We start from the raw sequence: 16,186 nt of genomic DNA, 5'->3' as shown, positions 1-16,186 counted from the left end.
CCGGCCGGCCGTGTGCCCGGCGTCGCGGTGCCCGGTCTCACAGCTTCCCGCCCCGCCCGCCGTCCCGCCGCGGGGGCGCGATCAGCGTCGACAGGTACGGCAGCGGCGTCCCGTCCAGCTCGGCGGCCGGCCGCACCGACTCCTCCGGCAGTCCCAGCGCCGACCCCCACACGGCGTCCTGCAGCCGCCCGTTCTCCGCCAGTGCCTCGGCCACCTCGGCGGCCTGCCGCCCGAACTTGTACGCCACCACGGTCCCCGGCCCGGCCAGCGCCTCCTTCAGCACGGCCGACCCGGCCGTCACCGGTACGAGGGTGAGCGGCTCGGTGCCCTCGGTCAGCACGGCCCCCGACCGCGCCGCGAGGTCCTGCATGGCGGTGATCCCGGGCACCGTCTCCACGACGACACCCGGCACCAGCTCCGCGATGGTCTGCGCCAGATAGGTGAACGTCGAGTACACGTTCGGGTCCCCGATGGTGGCGAACGCGACGGACCCGTGCCGCGCGAGCAGCTCGGCGACCCGGGCACCGGCCGCGTCCCAGGCCGCCTCCCGCCGAGCCCGGTCGGACCGCTCGTTCAGCGCGAACACCACCCGGACGACCTTCTCCTCCGGCACGTAGTGCAGCACCGTCGCCTCGGCCCGCCCCCGCTCCAGGGTGTCCATGACGGGTACGACGACGACATCGGCGGCCCGCAGCGCGTTGACCCCCTTGACGGTCACCAGCTCCGGATCACCGGGACCGACCCCGACCCCGACCAGCCTGCTGCTCATGACGTCCGGCACCTCTCCACGAACCGACGGGCGACACCGGGCTCGGACGCCCAGTGCGTGTGCAGATAACTCGCGTGCACACCCTGCTGTACGAAACCTTCGACCCGCCTCACCGGGGCGCGCACGCCCCAGGCGGGAGCGGCACCGGCGCCGGGCTCGACGACCGTGCGGTGGAACTCGTGCCCCCGCATCCGCGTCCCGGCCGCCGCCAGCACACTGTCCCCGACGGCCACGGCGTCCCGGTAGCCGAGCGTCAGCCGTTCGGTCATCCGCGCGGTGGCGTCGAGCACGCCGCACATGGGCTGCCCGTCCAACTCGCGGCACAGATAGAGCAGTCCGGCGCATTCGGCGGCCACGGGGGCGCCGGAGCGGGCCAGGTCCGCCACGGCCCTGCGCAGCGGCTCGTTGGCGGACAGCTCGGCGGCGTACACCTCGGGGAAGCCGCCTCCGATGACCAACCCGGCCGTTTCTTCGGGCAGTCGCTCATCGTGGAGCGGATCGAAGGGGACGACCTCGGCACCGGCGGCGGCGAGCAGCTCGGTGTGCTCGGCATAGGAGAAGGTGAACGCCGGCCCGCCGGCCACGGCGACGACAGGCGCTCGCTTCCCGGCCGACCGGGTCGGACGGGTGGGCGGGCGAACGGGGGTCCAGGGGGCCGGGCCCCCTGGGAGGGCGCCGGCACTCCGGGCGAGTGCCTCCAGCGCGTCCAGGTCACACCCCCGTACCACCTGCTCAGCCATCGACGCCACCGCCTCGACCGCCGCGGAACGCCGTTCGGCGACCGGTACCAGCCCCAGGTGCCGCGACGGCGTCTCCACCTGGGCCACCCGCCGCAGCACCCCGAGAACGGGCACCCCCGCCGAGTCCAGGGCCTCCCGCAGCAGCGCCTCGTGCCGGTCGGACCCGACCTTGTTCAGGATCACGCCCCCGACCCGCACCTGCGGATCCCACGACGCGAACCCGTGCACCAGAGCCGCCACCGACCGCGACTGCGACGACGCGTCCACGACGAGCACCACCGGCGCCCGCAGCAGCTTGGCGACATGCGCGGTGGACGCCAGCTCGCCTTCCCCGGCGGCCCCGTCGTACAGCCCCATCACACCCTCGACCACGGCCAGGTCACACCCGCGCGCCCCGTGCAGGAACAGCGGAGCGACCAGCTCCGGCCCGCACAGGTACGCGTCCAGGTTGCGCCCCACCCGCCCGGTCGCGAGGGCGTGGTACCCGGGGTCGATGTAGTCCGGCCCGACCTTGTGCGGGGACACGGCGAGCCCCCGCGCGGCGAACGCGGCCATCAGCCCCGTGGCGACGGTGGTCTTGCCGCTGCCCGAGGAGGGCGCGGCGACGACCAGCCGGGGAACGGACGTCACCACTCGATGCCCTTCTGGCCCTTCTGCCCCACGTCCATGGGGTGCTTGACCTTGGACATGTCGGTGACGAGGTCGGCGAAGTCCACCAGTCTCTCCGGCGCGTTCCGCCCGGTGATCACCACATGCTGGGTACCGGGCCGGTTCCGCAGCACCTCCACGACCTCGTCGGTGTCGACCCAGCCCCAGTGCATCGGATACGCGAACTCGTCCAGCACGTACAGCCGGTACGTCTCGGCGGCCAGGTCCCGCTTGACCTGCTCCCAGCCCTCGCGGGCCTTCTCCTCGTTGGTCGAGTTGTCGAGGTCCCGCTGGACCCACGACCAGCCCTCGCCCATCTTGTGCCAGTCGACGGTCCCGCCCTGCCCGGAGGCGCCGAGCACCTTGAGCGCGTTCTCCTCGCCGACCTTCCACTTCGCCGACTTGACGAACTGGAACACCCCGATGGGCCAGCCCTGGTTCCAGGCGCGCAGCGCGAGCCCGAAAGCGGCGGTGGACTTGCCCTTGCCGACGCCCGTGTGCACGACGACCAGCGGCCGGTTGCGGCGCTGGCGGGTCGTCAGACCGTCCTCGGGTACGACACTCGGCTGTCCCTGCGGCATTACGCGGCCCTCCCGCTCTGCATTCCCTTTACCAGCCCGGCGATCGAGTCCGCCCGCAGCTCGTCCAGCGTCACCGCCGTACCGCCCAGTTCCCCGGCCAGCTGCCCGGCGAGCCCGAGCCGCACCGGTCCCGACTCGCAGTCGACGACCACCGAGGCCACCTGCTCGGCGGCGAACAGCCGCGCCGCACGCCCCGCGAGGGCGACCGGCTCCGGGCCGCCGGTGGCCCGGCCGTCGGTCACCACGACCACCAGGGCCCGCCGCGCCGGATCCCGCAGCCGCTCCACGCGCAGCACCTCGTGCGCCTTGAGCAGCCCGGCCGCGAGCGGCGTACGCCCTCCGGTCGGCAGCGACTCCAGCCGCGCGGCGGCGGCGTCGACGGAGGACGTCGGCGGCAGCGCGACATCGGCGCCCGCGCCCCGGAAGGTCACCAGTCCCACCTTGTCCCGCCGCTGATAGGCGTCCAGCAGCAGCGACAGCACGGCACCCTTCACGGCGCTCATCCGCTGCCGCGCGGCCATCGACCCGGAGGCGTCCACCACGAACAGCACGAGGTTGCCCTCACGCCCCTCCCGGGCCGCCTGCCGCAGATCGTCCCGCCGGACCACCAGCCCCGGCCCGGACCGGCCGCGCGCCCGCTGGTGCGGCGCGGCGGCCTGCACGGTCGCGGCCAGGTGCAGCTTGGTCAGCGCCCCCCGGGGCCGCCGGGCCCCGGTGGTCCGCCCGTGCTCGGTCCGCGCCCGCGAGCGCCGCCCGGCGGCACCCTCACCGATGCCGGGGACGCTCAGCACCTTCGTCCGGAACGGCTCGGCGGCCCGTACGGCCGACTGCTCCTGCGCGCCGGACGCCTGCGGCTGCCCGCCCTCACCGGCCTCGGGCCGCGCGTCTCCGGCGCCGTCGCCCTGCGGACCGCTGTCGGGCGCCGGCTGCCCACCGCCCCCACCGGGACCGTCGGGGTCCGGATCGTCGTCGGGGGACTCGCCGGAGAACTGCTCCAGCGTCTCGTCCAGCTTGTCCTCGTCCAGACCTGGCGCGTCGAACGGGTTCCGCCGCCGCCGGTGCGGCAGCGCCAGCAGGGCCGCCTGCCGTACGTCCTCCGCGAGCACGTCGGTGCGCCCCGCCCACGCGGCCAGCGCGGTCGCGGTCCGCGCCATCACGATGTCGGCGCGCATGCCGTCGACCTCGAAGGCGGCACAGGTCGCCGCGATCTGCCGCAGCGCCCCGTCGCCCAGCCGCACCTGCGGCAGCAACTCACGCGCCGCCACGATCCGCTGCCGTACGGCGGCCTCCTCCTGCGCCCACCGCGCCGCGAAAACGTCCGGATCGTCGTCGTACGCCAGCCGGCGCCGGACGACCTCCACGCGCTGGTCGGGCTCCCGCGAGGCCGCGACCTCCACGGTCAGCCCGAACCGGTCGAGCAGCTGCGGCCGCAGCTCGCCCTCCTCGGGGTTCATGGTGCCGACGAGCAGGAACTTCGCGGCATGCCGTACGGACACCCCCTCGCGCTCCACGTACGAGGCACCCATCGCCGCCGCGTCCAGCAGCAGGTCCACCAGGTGATCGTGGAGCAGGTTGACCTCGTCGACGTACAGGATCCCGCGGTGCGCGTCGGCCAGCAGGCCCGGCTCGAACGCCTTCACGCCCTCCGCGAGCGCCCGCTCGATGTCCAGGGCGCCGACCAGCCGGTCCTCGGAGGCGCCCACGGGCAGCTCGACCATCCGCGCGGGGCGCTCGGTGCCGGTGCCGGCCTCGTGCGGCCCGTCGGGGCACCCCGGGTCGGGGGAGGCCGGGTCGCAGGAGAAACGGCACCCGGGCACCACGGCCACCGCCGGCAGCAGCGCCGACAGCGCCCGTACCGCCGTGGACTTCGCGGTGCCCTTCTCGCCGCGCACCAGCACACCGCCGACCGCCGGCGACACGGCGTTGAGCAGCAGCGCGAGCCGCAGGTCGTCCTGGCCGACGACGGCCGTAAAGGGGAACGGGGTGGTCACTGGTCGCCCTCCAAGTCGCCTTCAAGCTCCAGGTAGGTGGCGCGCAGCCGCTCCAGCGTGTCCGCGTCCGGCTCCGCCCACAGGCCCCGGTCCGCCGCCTCCAGCAGGCGCTCGGTGATGCCGCGCAGGGCCCACGGGTTGGACTTCTTCATGAAGTCCCGGTTCTCCGGGTCGAAGACGTACTCCGCGCTCAGCTTCTCGTACATCCAGTCGTCGACCACGCCCGCCGTCGCGTCGTAGCCGAACAGGTAGTCCACGGTCGCCGCCATCTCGAAGGCGCCCTTGTAGCCGTGCCGGCGCATGGCCGCCATCCACCGCGGGTTGACCACGCGCGCGCGGAAGACGCGGTGGGTCTCCTCGCCCAGCGTGCGGGTCTTCACCTGGTCCGGTACGGCCGAATCGCCCACGTACGCCTCGGGGTTGGCGCCCGTCAGGTGCCGGACCATGGCGACCATGCCGCCGTGGTACTGGAAGTAGTCGTCGGCGTCGACCAGGTCGTGCTCGCGGGTGTCGACGTTCTTCGCCGCCACGGCGATCCGCTTGAACGCCGTCTCCATGTCCCCGCGCGCCGCCCGCCCGTCGAGCCCCCGCCCGTACGCGTAGCCGCCCCACACCGCGTACACCTCGGCGAGGTCGGCGTCCGAGCGCCAGTTGCGGGCGTCGATCAGCGGCAGCAGACCGGCGCCGTACGCGCCCGGCTTGGAGCCGAAGATGCGGGCCGTGGCCCGGCGCCGGTCGCCGTGCCCGGCGCTGTCCTCGTCCACGTGCGCCCGGACGAAGTTCTGCTCGGCCGGCTCGTCCAGCTCCGCCACCGCCCGCACCGCGTCGTCGATCAGCCCGACCACGTGCGGGAACGCGTCCCGGAAGAACCCGGAGATCCGGACGGTGACGTCGATGCGCGGGCGCCCCAGCTCCGCCGGGGGGATCACCTCGAAGCCGGTCACCCGGCGCGAGGCGTCGTCCCACACCGGGCGGCAGCCCAGCAGCGCCAGGATCTCGGCGATGTCGTCGCCCTGGGTGCGCATCGCGGACGTGCCCCACACCGTGAGCCCCACCGACCTGGGGTACTCCCCGGTGTCGCTCAGGTACCGCTGCACCAGCGAGTCCGCGAGCGACTGGCCGACCTCCCAGCTCAGCCGGGACGGAATGGCCTTGGGGTCGACCGAGTAGAAGTTCCGGCCCGTCGGCAGCACGTTCACCAGACCGCGGGTCGGGGAGCCCGACGGGCCGGCCGGGACGTAACCGCCGTCCAGGGCCCGCAGGATGTGCCCGATCTCGTCGGTGGTCCGCGCCAGCCGCGGCACGACCTCGTCGCACGCGAACTCCAGCACCGCGACCGCGTCCGGGAGGTCGGTGCGGAGCACGCCCCGCAGGACCGCCGGGACGACCGCGCGGTCCCACGCCCGCGCCTCCATGGCCTCCGCGATCCGCCGGCACAGCTGCTCCAGCAGGTCGATCGTGTCGGCGGCGGTCCGGGACGGGCCCTCGACCAGGTCGGTCAGCTCCACCGGCACCTTCACCGGCGCGCCCGGCTCGGCCAGCAGCTCCTTCTCCACCAGCCCGAAGTGGGCGGCGAGGCAGGCCCGCAGGCCCGGCAGCGCGTCGGCCCGGCCGCCCCACACCTGCGAGGCGCGCAGCACGGCCAGCACCAGGTTCACGCGCGGTTCGCCGACCGGTCCGCCGCCGAGGATGTGCAGGCCGTCCCGGATCTGCACGTCCTTGATCTCGCACAGATAGCCGTCGATGTGCATGACGAACTCGTCGAACGCGTCGTCGTCCGGCTGCTCGTCCACGTGCAGGTCGTGGTGCAGCTCGGCCGCCTTGACCAGGGTCCAGATCTGGGCGCGGACCGCCGGGGCCTTGACCGGGTCCAGGTCGGAGACGAGCGCGTACTCGTCCAGCAGCTGCTCCAGCTTGGCGAGATCGCCGTAGGTGTCCGCGCGGGCCATCGGCGGCACCAGGTGGTCGACCACCGTGGCGTGCCCGCGCCGCTTGGCCTGGGTGCCCTCGCCTGGGTCGTTGACGATGAACGGGTAGACCAGCGGCAGGTCGCCGAGGACCGCGTCCGGCGCGCAGCCGGCGCCCAGGCCGAGGCCCTTGCCCGGCAGCCACTCCATCGTGCCGTGCTTGCCCATGTGCACGATGGCGTCCGCGCCGAAGCTGTTGTCCAGCCAGCGGTAGGCCGCCATGTAGTGGTGCGAGGGCGGCATGTCGGGGTCGTGGTAGATCGCGATCGGGTTCTCGCCGAAGCCGCGCGGCGGCTGGATCATGACCACGACGTTCCCGAACTGGAGCGAGGCGAGCACGATGTCGTCGCCGTCGACGTAGAGGGAGCCCGGCGGCTCGCCCCACGCCTCCCGCATGGCGTCCCCGAGCTCCGGGTCGAGCTTCTCGAACCACGCCCGGTAGTCGGCCAGCGGCACCCGCGCGGGCGCGGCGGCCAGCTGGTCCTCGGTCAGCCACTCGACGTCGTGGCCGCCGGCCTCGATGAGCCGGTGGATCAGCTCGTCGCCGTTGTCGGGGTACCCCTCGACCACGTACCCGGCGTTCCGGAGCGCGTCCAGCACCCGTACCGCCGACGCGGGCGTGTCCAGGCCGACCGCGTTGCCGACCCGGGAGTGCTTGGTCGGGTACGCCGTGAAGACCAGGGCGATCCGCTTCTCGGCGTTGGGCTTGTGCCTCAGCCGGGCGTGCCGGACGGCGATCCCGGCCACGCGGGCGGCCCGCTCCGGGTCGGCGACGTACACCGGGACCTCGTCGGGGCCCTGCTCCTTGAAGGAGAACGGTACGGTGATCAGCCGGCCGTCGAACTCCGGGATCGCGACCTGCATCGCCGCGTCCATGGGGGACAGGGCCGCGTCGGACTCCTCCCACGCGGACCGCGAGGAGGTCAGGCACAGCCCTTGCAGCACCGGGACGTTCAGGTCGGCGAGCGCGCCGATGTCCCAGGACTCCTCGTCGCCGCCCGCGGAGGCCTGGGAGGCGTGCGTGCCGCCGGCCGCCAGCACGGTGGCCACCAGCGCGTCGGCCCGGCCCAGCAGCTCGTACAGCCCGGCGTCCGCGCCGCGCAGCGAACCGCAGTACACCGGAAGGGCGTTGGCGCCCTGCGCCTCGATCGCCTCGCACAGGGTGTCCACGAAGGCGGTGTTCCCGCTCAGTTCGTGCGCCCGGTAGAACAGGACGCCCACGGTCGGGCGGTCGCCCCGGACCTCGTACGCGCCGTGCACGCCGAACTCCGGCATGCTGCGCGGCTCCTCGAAGCCCTCACCGGTCAGCAGCACGGTGTCCGACAGGAACCGGGACAGCTCCAGCAGGTTCGCGGGGCCGCCCTCGACCAGGTACTTCAGCGCCTCCGCGACCACACCGGCCGGCACCGACGACTCGGCCATCAGCTCGGCGTCCGGCACGGCCTCGCCGCCCAGCAGCACGGTCGGGATGCCGGCCGCCCGCAGCGCGGCCAGCCCGTCCTCCCAGGCCCGCTTGCCGCCCAGCAGCCGTACGACGGCGACGTCCGCGCCCTCGATCAGGCCCGGCAGCTCCTCGGCGACGTCGACCCGGGTGGGGTTGCCGATGCGGTAACCGGCGCCGGAGGCCCGGGCCGCCAGCAGATCCGTGTCGGCGGTCGACAACAACAACACTGTGCTCATGCGGGCGCTCCCGGTGGAATGAAAGGCAGTCCTTGCGGCGCGCCCGACTCGATGAGCCGCCAGAGCGCGTCCGTGTCCGCGTGCTGTTCGATCAGGTCGCCGAGCCGGTCGAGCTGCTCCTCGCGCAGCGCGGCGAAGCAGGTGTCCGGCGCGGGCACGAAGCGGCGGCCCGCGGCGGCGGCCACCTCGCGCAGGAAGGCCCGCCGGAAGCCGTCCGACTCCAGTGATCCGTGCCAGTGGGTCCCCCAGGTCCGGCCGACCCGGCAGCCGTCCAGGAAGGGTTCGCCGCCGTCGACGGTGGCCACGCCGTGGTGGATCTCGTAGCCGCCCACGGGTTCGCCGAGGGCTTCACCGCTCGGCCGGGTCAGGGTCTTCTCGCGGGCGAAGCGCACCCGGACGGGCAGCACGCCGAGGCCGGGGACGGCTCCGGCGCGGGACTCGACCTCGTCCTCGATGTGCTCGCCGAGGATCTGGAAGCCGCCGCAGATGCCGAGGACCGGGCGTCCTTCCGCGGCCCGCCGGACGAGGGCGTCGGCCAGCCCCCGCTCCCGCAGCCACCGAAGCGCGCGTACGGTCCCGCGGGTGCCCGGGACCACCACGAGGTCGGCGTCCGCCAGCTCCTCCGGCCGGTCCACGAACCGCACCACGACACCCGGTTCGGCCGCCAGCGCGTCCACGTCGGTGAAGTTGGACATCAGCGGGATCGCGCACACGGCGACTCGCAGCACGTCCTCACCGACCGGGGGAGCGACCGCGGACTCGCGGACCGTGCCCCGCAGCGACACCCTCAGCCCGTCCTCCTCGTCGATGCCGAGCCCGTGCCGGAAGGGCAGCACGCCGTACGTCCGCCGTCCGGTGAGGTCCCGGAGCATGTCCAGGCCGGGCTCCAGCAGGGAGACGTCGCCGCGGAACTTGTTCACCAGGAAACCGGCGACCAGCTCCTGGTCCTCCGGCGAGAGCAGGGCGACCGTGCCGAAGAAGGACGCGAAGACACCCCCGCGGTCGATGTCGCCGACGACGAGCACGGGCAGCCGCGCGTTCCGCGCGATCCCCATGTTGACGATGTCGGTCCGCCGCAGGTTGATCTCGGCCGGACTGCCCGCCCCCTCACAGATCACCGCGTCATACGTGCCCCGCAACTCGGCCAGGCAGTCCAGCACCGTGCCCAGCAGCCGCTGCTGGCGCCCCCCGTGGTACCCGCGCGCGCTCAGCTCGCCCACCGGCTTGCCGAGCAGCACCACCTGGCTGCTCTGTTCGCCGCCGGGCTTGAGCAGCACCGGGTTCATCAGCGCGGTCGGCTCGATCCGGCAGGCCTGGGCCTGCATCGCCTGCGCCCGGCCGATCTCGGCGCCCTCGCGCGTCACGAACGAATTGAGGGACATGTTCTGCGCCTTGAACGGCGCGACCTTCACCCCCTGGCGGACCAGCCAGCGGCAGATGCCGGCCGTCACGACGCTCTTGCCGGCGTCGGAGGTGGTGCCGGCGACGAGGAGACCACCGTTCACTTCCCGCGTCCTTTCAGGAGTCGGCGCGCGGCGAGCGTGCCGCCGAGGGCGAGCAGGCCGACGCGGCGGGAGAGCCGTACGGCCCGGTCGATGTCGGTGACCCGGACCGGCCGTCCGGTGGCGCCGTTGAGCACCGGGCGGTGCTCGACCCGGCCGCCGTAGGAGAGCGTCCCGCCCAGGCGGACGCCGAGGGCGCCCGCGAAGGAGGCCTCCACGGGCCCGGCGTTGGGGCTGGGGTGCTTGCGCGCGTCCGCCTTCCAGGCGCGCAGGGCCCCCCGCGGATCCGGTCCGGCCGCGGCGGCGAGTACGGCGGTCAGCCGGGCCCCCGGCCAGCCGGCGACGTCGTCGAGGCGGGCGGAAGCCCAGCCGAAGCGCCGGAAGCGGGCGGACCTGTGACCCACCATCGCGTCCAGCGTGTTGACCGCCCGGAACCCGAGGAGCCCCGGAACTCCGGCCACCGCGCCCCACACGAGGGCGCCGACGACGGCGTCGGAGGTGTTCTCGGCCACCGATTCGACCACGGCCCGGGCGATGCCGTCGGCGTCCAGCGCCTGCGGGTCCCGGCCGCACAGATGGGGCAGCCGCGCCCGGGCCGCCTCGACGTCCCCGGACTCCAGGGCACGCCCGATGGTGCGGGCCTCCCGGGCGAGCGAGGTGCCGCCCACGACGGCCCAGGTGGCGGCGGCGGTCAGCGCGACGGAGGCGGTACGGGAGGGGCGCACGGCACATGAGGCCAGTGCGCCGAGCGCGACGGCGCCACCGGCGCACACGGCGGTGTGCAGGGCGCCCCAGCCGCGGTGGTCGTGCCACAACGCGCCTTCCACGGCGCCCGCCGCCCGGCCGAACGCGGCGACGGGATGCCCGCGGCGCGGATCGCCGAGAAGCAGGTCCCCGAGAACGCCGGCGGCGGCGCCGTACGCGTATGTGCGATCGGCACCCATCGGCTCAGCCGGCCGTGGGGACAGGAACGGGCCTGGTACTGGTCCTCGATCGGCAGCCGAGCATGGCGATATGTGTCCTCACTCAGGGTGTCCGCGCCCTGGTTCGACGTGAATCGGCGGTGAGAGTTCCTGGCTCCCGGGGTTCTTCCCCGGTGACAGTGGCGGGACCGCGCCGGATTCGCACCGGCTTCCTCTCCTGCCGCCGTACATGGCCTGGGCAGTCCACCACGGGCCCGGAACGGCAGTCAACTTGCCTTTGACCTGGGACGCCGGACTGTGCTGAGGCCCACATCGCCGGCACGCGGGACGGCGCCGGACGACCGGATCGCGTCGAAATCCCCTCGCCGGGAGGCAACTCGACGGCCGGCTTCGTCCACGCGGACGGCTCCGGAGCACCGCGGACATGCGTCAGCCCTGCCGGTCCCGCTGGAGCGGTGAACCGGCAGGGCCGACGTGGTGGATCAGGCCGTCAGGGCTTGGCGACGATCAGGTAGATGCCGTACGCCACCGCCGCGGCACAGGCCGCGAAGCAGACGTACGCACCGGTCACGGCCAGCGCGGCCGACCCGCCCTGGGCCGCGGCCTTCTCGCGGCGGGACAGGCCGTTGACGCCGAGGGTGAACAGGGCCACCAGGCCCACCGTGAACGCGAGGCTGACGCCGAAGACGGAGCCGAGGGCCGCCCAGTCGATCTTCATGGGGATGCTTCCTTCAGTAACCGTGTGCTCGGGGTCAGACCGCGGCGGCCGGCGGGGCGGCCGGGGCGGGGGCCGGCTCGGTGGCCGGGGCCGGGATGGTGGCCGTCAGGTCCTCGGTGACCGTGCCCGTGGGGGGCGGGGTCACGGCGGCGATGGCGGCGGTGACCACACCGGCCGGCTCGCCGGTCTCCTCGACCACGTTGGTGTGGTCGACGACCTCGCGGCGGGAGATCTTCCAGATAGCGGCGCTCCCGGCGACGAGGAAGACGGCGACGGCGGCGGTGCCCCAGTCACCCAGGCCGGTGACCGACTCGGCACCCGCGCCGACCAGCGCGGCGGCCGGCAGGGTGAGCGCCCAGGCGACGAACATGCGGGTCGCGGTGGACCAGCGGACCACACCGCCCTTGCGGCCGAGGCCCGCGCCCATCACCGAGCCGGAGACGACGTGCGTGGTGGAGAGGGAGAAGCCGAGGTGCGAGGAGGCCAGGATGGCGGTCGCGGCGCTGGTCTGCGCGGCGAAGCCCTGGCGCGGCTCCAGGTCGGTCAGGCCCTTGCCCATGGTGCGGATGATGCGCCAGCCGCCGATGTAGGTGCCGAGCGCGATGGCCAGGCCGGCGGAGAGGATCACCCAGGTGGGAGGGTTGGAGCCGGGGGCGAGGGAGCCGCCGGCCACCAGGGCGAGGGTGATGATGCCCATCGTCTTCTGGGCGTCGTTGGTGCCGTGGGCCAGGGAGACCAGGCCGGCGGAGGCGATCTGGCCGACGCGGTAGCCCTTGCGGGTGGCCTCGCCGTCCGCGCCGCCGCCGATGCCGTAGGAGAACCGGGTGGCCAGCAGCGAGGCCAGGCCCGCCACGATCGGCGCGGCGACGGCCGGCAGCAGCACCTTGGTGACCAGGACGTCACCGTGGACGGCGCCGAAGCCGGCGGAGGCGACGGTGGCGCCGACCAGGCCGCCCATCAGGGCGTGCGAGGAGCTGGAGGGCAGGCCCACCAGCCAGGTCAGCAGGTTCCAGAGGATCGCGCCGACCAGGGCGGCGAAGATGACCTCGGGACGGATGCCGGTCTCGTCGACGAGACCCTTGGAGATCGTGTTCGCGACCTCCACGGAGAGGAAGGCGCCCACAAGATTGAGGACGGCGGACATGGCCACCGCGATCTTCGGCTTCAGAGCGCCTGTGGAGATGGTGGTGGCCATCGCGTTCGCGGTGTCGTGGAAACCGTTCGTGAAATCGAACGCGAGAGCGGTTACGACCACTATCGCGAGGATCAGCGAGAAGCTTTCCATTTACCCAGGCAATCGTTCGAGGTCATTGGCTGGTCGAACGTAGGCAACCTGGGTGAACGGAAGATGAACTGAGGCGGGCGTGAGGGTGTCAGTAACGCGCGCGAGAGATTCCGCTTGTGTCCCTCGCCCCAGGCGGCCCTTGGCTACCGGCCCCGCGCGAGGACCCGCAGCCGGCTCAGGGTGCCGTTGAAGAGATTCTGGTCACCCGGCAGCCGGCCCTTGGTGTCGTACTGCCAGAAGGTCCAGTAGCGCCAGCCGCCCGGCAGCGTCCCCGGCCGCGAGGTGCCGTGCCGGGCGATCCACAGGGGGTTCGAGGAGGAGAGGGCGCGGCTGTTCCCGGTGCACAGCTTCCACCACTGGGTCGAGGTGTAGATCACCGGACGGCGGCCGGTCTCCCGCTCGACCTCGTCGCTGAAGGACTGGATCCAGCGGACCATGCGGGCCTTGCCCAGCCCGTAGCACTTGTGTTGCGTGCTGTACGGGTTGTACTCGATGTCCAGCGCGGGCGGCAGCGTCCAGCCGTCCGCCCGCCAGGCGCCGCCGTGCGCCACGAAGTACGCGGCCTGCCGGGTGCCGGAGGACCGGTCCGGCAGGGCGAAGTGGTACGCGCCCCGCAGCAGGCCGGCCTTGCGGGCGCCGGAGTACTGCCCGGAGAAGTAGGGGTTGCGGTAGGTCGTGGACTCGGTCGCCTTGACGTACACGAACCGGGCGCCCTTCGCCGCGGCGGCGGCCCAGTCGACGTGCTTCTGGTAGGACGAGACGTCGTGCCCCCGGGGCAGCCCGGCGGGGAGCATCGACAGCCCGGCTGCCTGCGAGGTTCCGGCCTGCTGTGAGGTCTCGGCGGGCTGCGTCTGCGACCTTCCGGCCTCCTGCGACATGCCGGTCTGCTGTGACGTGCCGTCCTGCTGTGAGCTGCCGGTGTGGTGTGACGTTCCGGCTGCCTGTGTGGATCCGGCCGTCCCGGTCTGTCCTGCCGGCTCCCCGGGGCCCACCGGCCCGGCCGACGCCGGTGCGGTGCCCGCGAGGGCGAGGGCCGCCGTGGCTGCCGCGAGGACACCGGCGCGGCGGCGGACGAGGGTGCGTTCACGGGCCATGCGTCTCCCCGGGGTGGCGGACGACCGCGGGCGGTGGCGATCGTCCCGTGGGCAAGAGAGGCCATTGAAGGCCTGTTGATCACCGCATCCAGGCCGATTCCGAGCGTTTCGTCGCCGGATCCGCCCGTTCGGCCGTACGGTTTCCGGGCGGAAGCGACCGGCCCGCCCGCTCCCGGCCGGTCCGGCTGGCAGGATCACCGCATGGCTGAACCGCTGCGGAACACGGACGACGGACACCAGGCCGGGAATCAGGCCGGGCAGCAGTCCGGGGATCAGGGTGGGAATCGGACCGGGCAGCAGGCCGGGAACCAGGACGTGGCGCGACTGTGGGCGGACGTGGTCGCGACGGCGCGCCGGACCGTCGCCGACGGGCTGGTCGTCGGCACCTCGGGCAACGTCTCCGCGCGCATCGGCGACCTGGTGCTCGTCACCCCGTCGGGCGTCCCCTACGACCGGCTCACCCCCGCCGACGTCACCGGCGTCGACCTCACGGGACGCCGGGTGCTCGGCACGCTCGTGCCGACCAGCGAACTGCCCATGCACCTCGCCGTCTACCGCACCACCGACGCCCGCGCCGTCGTCCACACCCACGCCGTGCACGCGACCGCGGTCTCCACGCTCGTGCCCGAGCTGCCGACGGTGCACTACATGGCCGCTGCCCTCGGCGGTCCGGTCAGGGTCGCCCCCTACGCCGCCTACGGCACCGACGAACTCGCCGAGAACATGCTCCGCGCCCTCGCCGGCCGCTCCGGCTGCCTGCTGCAGAACCACGGCACGATCACCTACGGCGCCACCCTCGACCAGGCCTACGACCGCACCGCCCAGCTGGAGTGGATGTGCCGCCTGTGGCTGACGGCGTCCTCCGTGCCCGGTCTGACCCCGTCCCTGCTGACGGAGGCACAAGTCACCGAGGCCGGGGAACGCTTGAAGGGGTACGGCCAACGGAGGTGACCCCTTGCCGAGCAGCAACCCGTTCCGATCCCTGCCGACTCCGCTCGCCCTGCTCCGCGGCGGCGGTGCGAGCCGCTTCGGTTCCGTCCGCCGCGCCGGCGCCCGGCGCCGGCGCAGCCACCCGGCGGTGCCGAAACCGCCCGCGTCCGGGCTGTCGGCGCCTCCGCTGGCCGCCGGCCGCAACCCCGCCGACACTGGATCCGTGCGCACTGTGAAGGCGACCGCCACCGCACTCACCGCTGCCCTGGCCGCCGGCACGGCCGCCGTGGTCGCCGGCCGGCTCGCCAGCGACGTCGCACTGAAGGCACCGCCGGGCCGGCCCCTGCCCACCGAGCCCCGCCTCACCGTGCACCGCACGGCCGCCGGGCAGATCACGCTCACCCGCGACCTGGCCGCCCTGCGCCCCGGCACCTACGGCCTCGTCGGCGACGGCTCCCACGCGGTGGTCGGCCCGGTCCTGGAGGCGGCCGCGCACACCGCCGACACCGTGGTGCGCCGCCTGGAACGCGTCACCCACGGCGCCCTCACCCCGGGCGACGCGGTCTGGCTCACCCCGAACGTGTACGTCGGCAACCCCCGCACGGCCCTCGGACTGGACCACGAGGACGTCGACGTGCCCGGGGACCTCGGCGCCCTGCCCGCCTGGTTCGTGCCGGGCCACCGGGACACCTGGGTGATCGCCGTGCACGGCCTCGGCACCACCCGCGAGCAGGCCATGAACGTGATGGACTTCCTGCACCGCCGCCGGCTGCCGGTCCTCGCCCTCGCCTACCGCGGCGACCCCGGCGCCCCGCGGTCGCCGGACGGGCTCAACCACCTCGGCGAGACCGAGTGGCGGGACGTCGAGGCGGCCATCCGCCACGCCGTCCGCCGCGGCGCCCAACGGGTCGTCCTGCTCGGCTGGTCCACCGGCGCCACCATGGCCCTGCGCGCCGCCGAGAACTCCGCGGTCCGCGACCGGATCGCCGGGCTCGTCCTCGACTCGCCGGTGCTCGACTGGCAGGCCACCCTGCGCGCCCTGGCCAGGGCCCGGCACACCCCGCAGCCGCTGCTGCCGCTCGCCGTGCGGGCCGCGCAGGGCCGCATCGGACTGCACGCCGACCGGTTCGCCGAGATCGCCGACCCCGACCGGCTCCGGGTGCCCACCCTGATCGTCCACGGACCCCAGGACCAGGTCGCCCCCTGGGAGTTCTCCCGCCGGCTCGCCCGGCGCCGCGCAGGCCTCGTCGCCCTGCACACCGTCACGGACGCCCCGCACGCGGCGATGTGGAACGCGGACCCGGCCGAGTACGAGGAACGGCTGCGCCGGTTCCTGACCCCGCTGATGTGACCTCGCT

General features: G+C 73.9%; 12 protein-coding genes and 1 riboswitch. Of the genes, 2 read left to right on the top strand and 10 right to left on the bottom strand.

The window, feature by feature from the left end:
* Positions 1–37: 37 nt before the first annotated feature.
* The 10 genes from cobI to S1361_RS10135 all read right to left on the bottom strand — a co-directional run bounded on the left by cobI (position 38) and on the right by S1361_RS10135 (position 13,898).
* The gene (gene cobI, locus S1361_RS10180; protein ID WP_208031518.1) at positions 38–769 is read right to left on the bottom strand and encodes a precorrin-2 C(20)-methyltransferase; all 732 of its coding nucleotides are present in this window, start codon (positions 767–769) and stop codon (positions 38–40) included.
* On the bottom strand, positions 766–2,142 hold the full coding sequence (locus S1361_RS10175; RefSeq protein ID WP_208031517.1) for a cobyrinic acid a,c-diamide synthase CobB: 1,377 nt from the start codon (positions 2,140–2,142) through the stop codon (positions 766–768). Before S1361_RS10175 ends, cobI begins: the two co-directional genes overlap by 4 nt.
* Positions 2,136–2,738: a cob(I)yrinic acid a,c-diamide adenosyltransferase gene (cobO, locus tag S1361_RS10170; RefSeq protein ID WP_208031516.1), complete on the bottom strand. Its 603-nt coding sequence runs from the start codon at positions 2,736–2,738 to the stop codon at positions 2,136–2,138. Before cobO ends, S1361_RS10175 begins: the two co-directional genes overlap by 7 nt.
* Positions 2,738–4,729, bottom strand: coding sequence for a putative cobaltochelatase (locus tag S1361_RS10165; protein WP_208031515.1), 1,992 nt, complete (start codon positions 4,727–4,729; stop codon positions 2,738–2,740). Before S1361_RS10165 ends, cobO begins: the two co-directional genes overlap by 1 nt.
* Complete coding sequence (gene cobN, locus S1361_RS10160) at positions 4,726–8,376, bottom strand: cobaltochelatase subunit CobN (RefSeq protein WP_208031514.1); 3,651 nt, start codon at positions 8,374–8,376, stop codon at positions 4,726–4,728. The genes S1361_RS10165 and cobN overlap by 4 nt, the downstream gene beginning before the upstream one ends.
* A complete protein-coding gene (locus tag S1361_RS10155) occupies positions 8,373–9,881 on the bottom strand; it encodes a cobyric acid synthase (protein WP_208031513.1) in 1,509 nt (502 codons plus the stop codon). The genes cobN and S1361_RS10155 overlap by 4 nt, the downstream gene beginning before the upstream one ends.
* The gene (locus S1361_RS10150; protein ID WP_208031512.1) at positions 9,878–10,822 is read right to left on the bottom strand and encodes a cobalamin biosynthesis protein; all 945 of its coding nucleotides are present in this window, start codon (positions 10,820–10,822) and stop codon (positions 9,878–9,880) included. Before S1361_RS10150 ends, S1361_RS10155 begins: the two co-directional genes overlap by 4 nt.
* Positions 10,823–10,926: 104 nt before the next feature.
* Positions 10,927–11,064: riboswitch (cobalamin riboswitch) on the bottom strand.
* Positions 11,065–11,291: 227 nt separating this feature from the next.
* Positions 11,292–11,519 (bottom strand): hypothetical protein, encoded by a 228-nt coding sequence (locus S1361_RS10145; protein WP_094214689.1) that lies wholly within the window; start codon positions 11,517–11,519, stop codon positions 11,292–11,294.
* Positions 11,520–11,553: 34 nt separating this feature from the next.
* Positions 11,554–12,804, bottom strand: coding sequence for an inorganic phosphate transporter (locus S1361_RS10140; RefSeq protein WP_208031511.1), 1,251 nt, complete (start codon positions 12,802–12,804; stop codon positions 11,554–11,556).
* Between the two features lie 143 nt (positions 12,805–12,947).
* The gene (locus tag S1361_RS10135) at positions 12,948–13,898 is read right to left on the bottom strand and encodes a lysozyme (RefSeq protein WP_341829304.1); all 951 of its coding nucleotides are present in this window, start codon (positions 13,896–13,898) and stop codon (positions 12,948–12,950) included.
* 201 nt (positions 13,899–14,099) lie between these two features.
* On the opposite strand from S1361_RS10135, the gene S1361_RS10125 reads away from it, so the two are divergent.
* A complete protein-coding gene (locus S1361_RS10125; protein ID WP_208031510.1) occupies positions 14,100–14,849 on the top strand; it encodes a class II aldolase/adducin family protein in 750 nt (249 codons plus the stop codon).
* 202 nt (positions 14,850–15,051) lie between these two features.
* Positions 15,052–16,179 (top strand): alpha/beta hydrolase, encoded by a 1,128-nt coding sequence (locus S1361_RS10120; protein ID WP_208036541.1) that lies wholly within the window; start codon positions 15,052–15,054, stop codon positions 16,177–16,179.
* The last annotated feature ends 7 nt before the right edge of the window (positions 16,180–16,186 follow it).

Origin of the sequence: Streptomyces cyanogenus, assembly GCF_017526105.1 — a bacterium.
Classification (GTDB): domain Bacteria; phylum Actinomycetota; class Actinomycetes; order Streptomycetales; family Streptomycetaceae; genus Streptomyces; species Streptomyces cyanogenus.
This window is presented reverse-complemented; position numbering and strand designations above follow the sequence as displayed.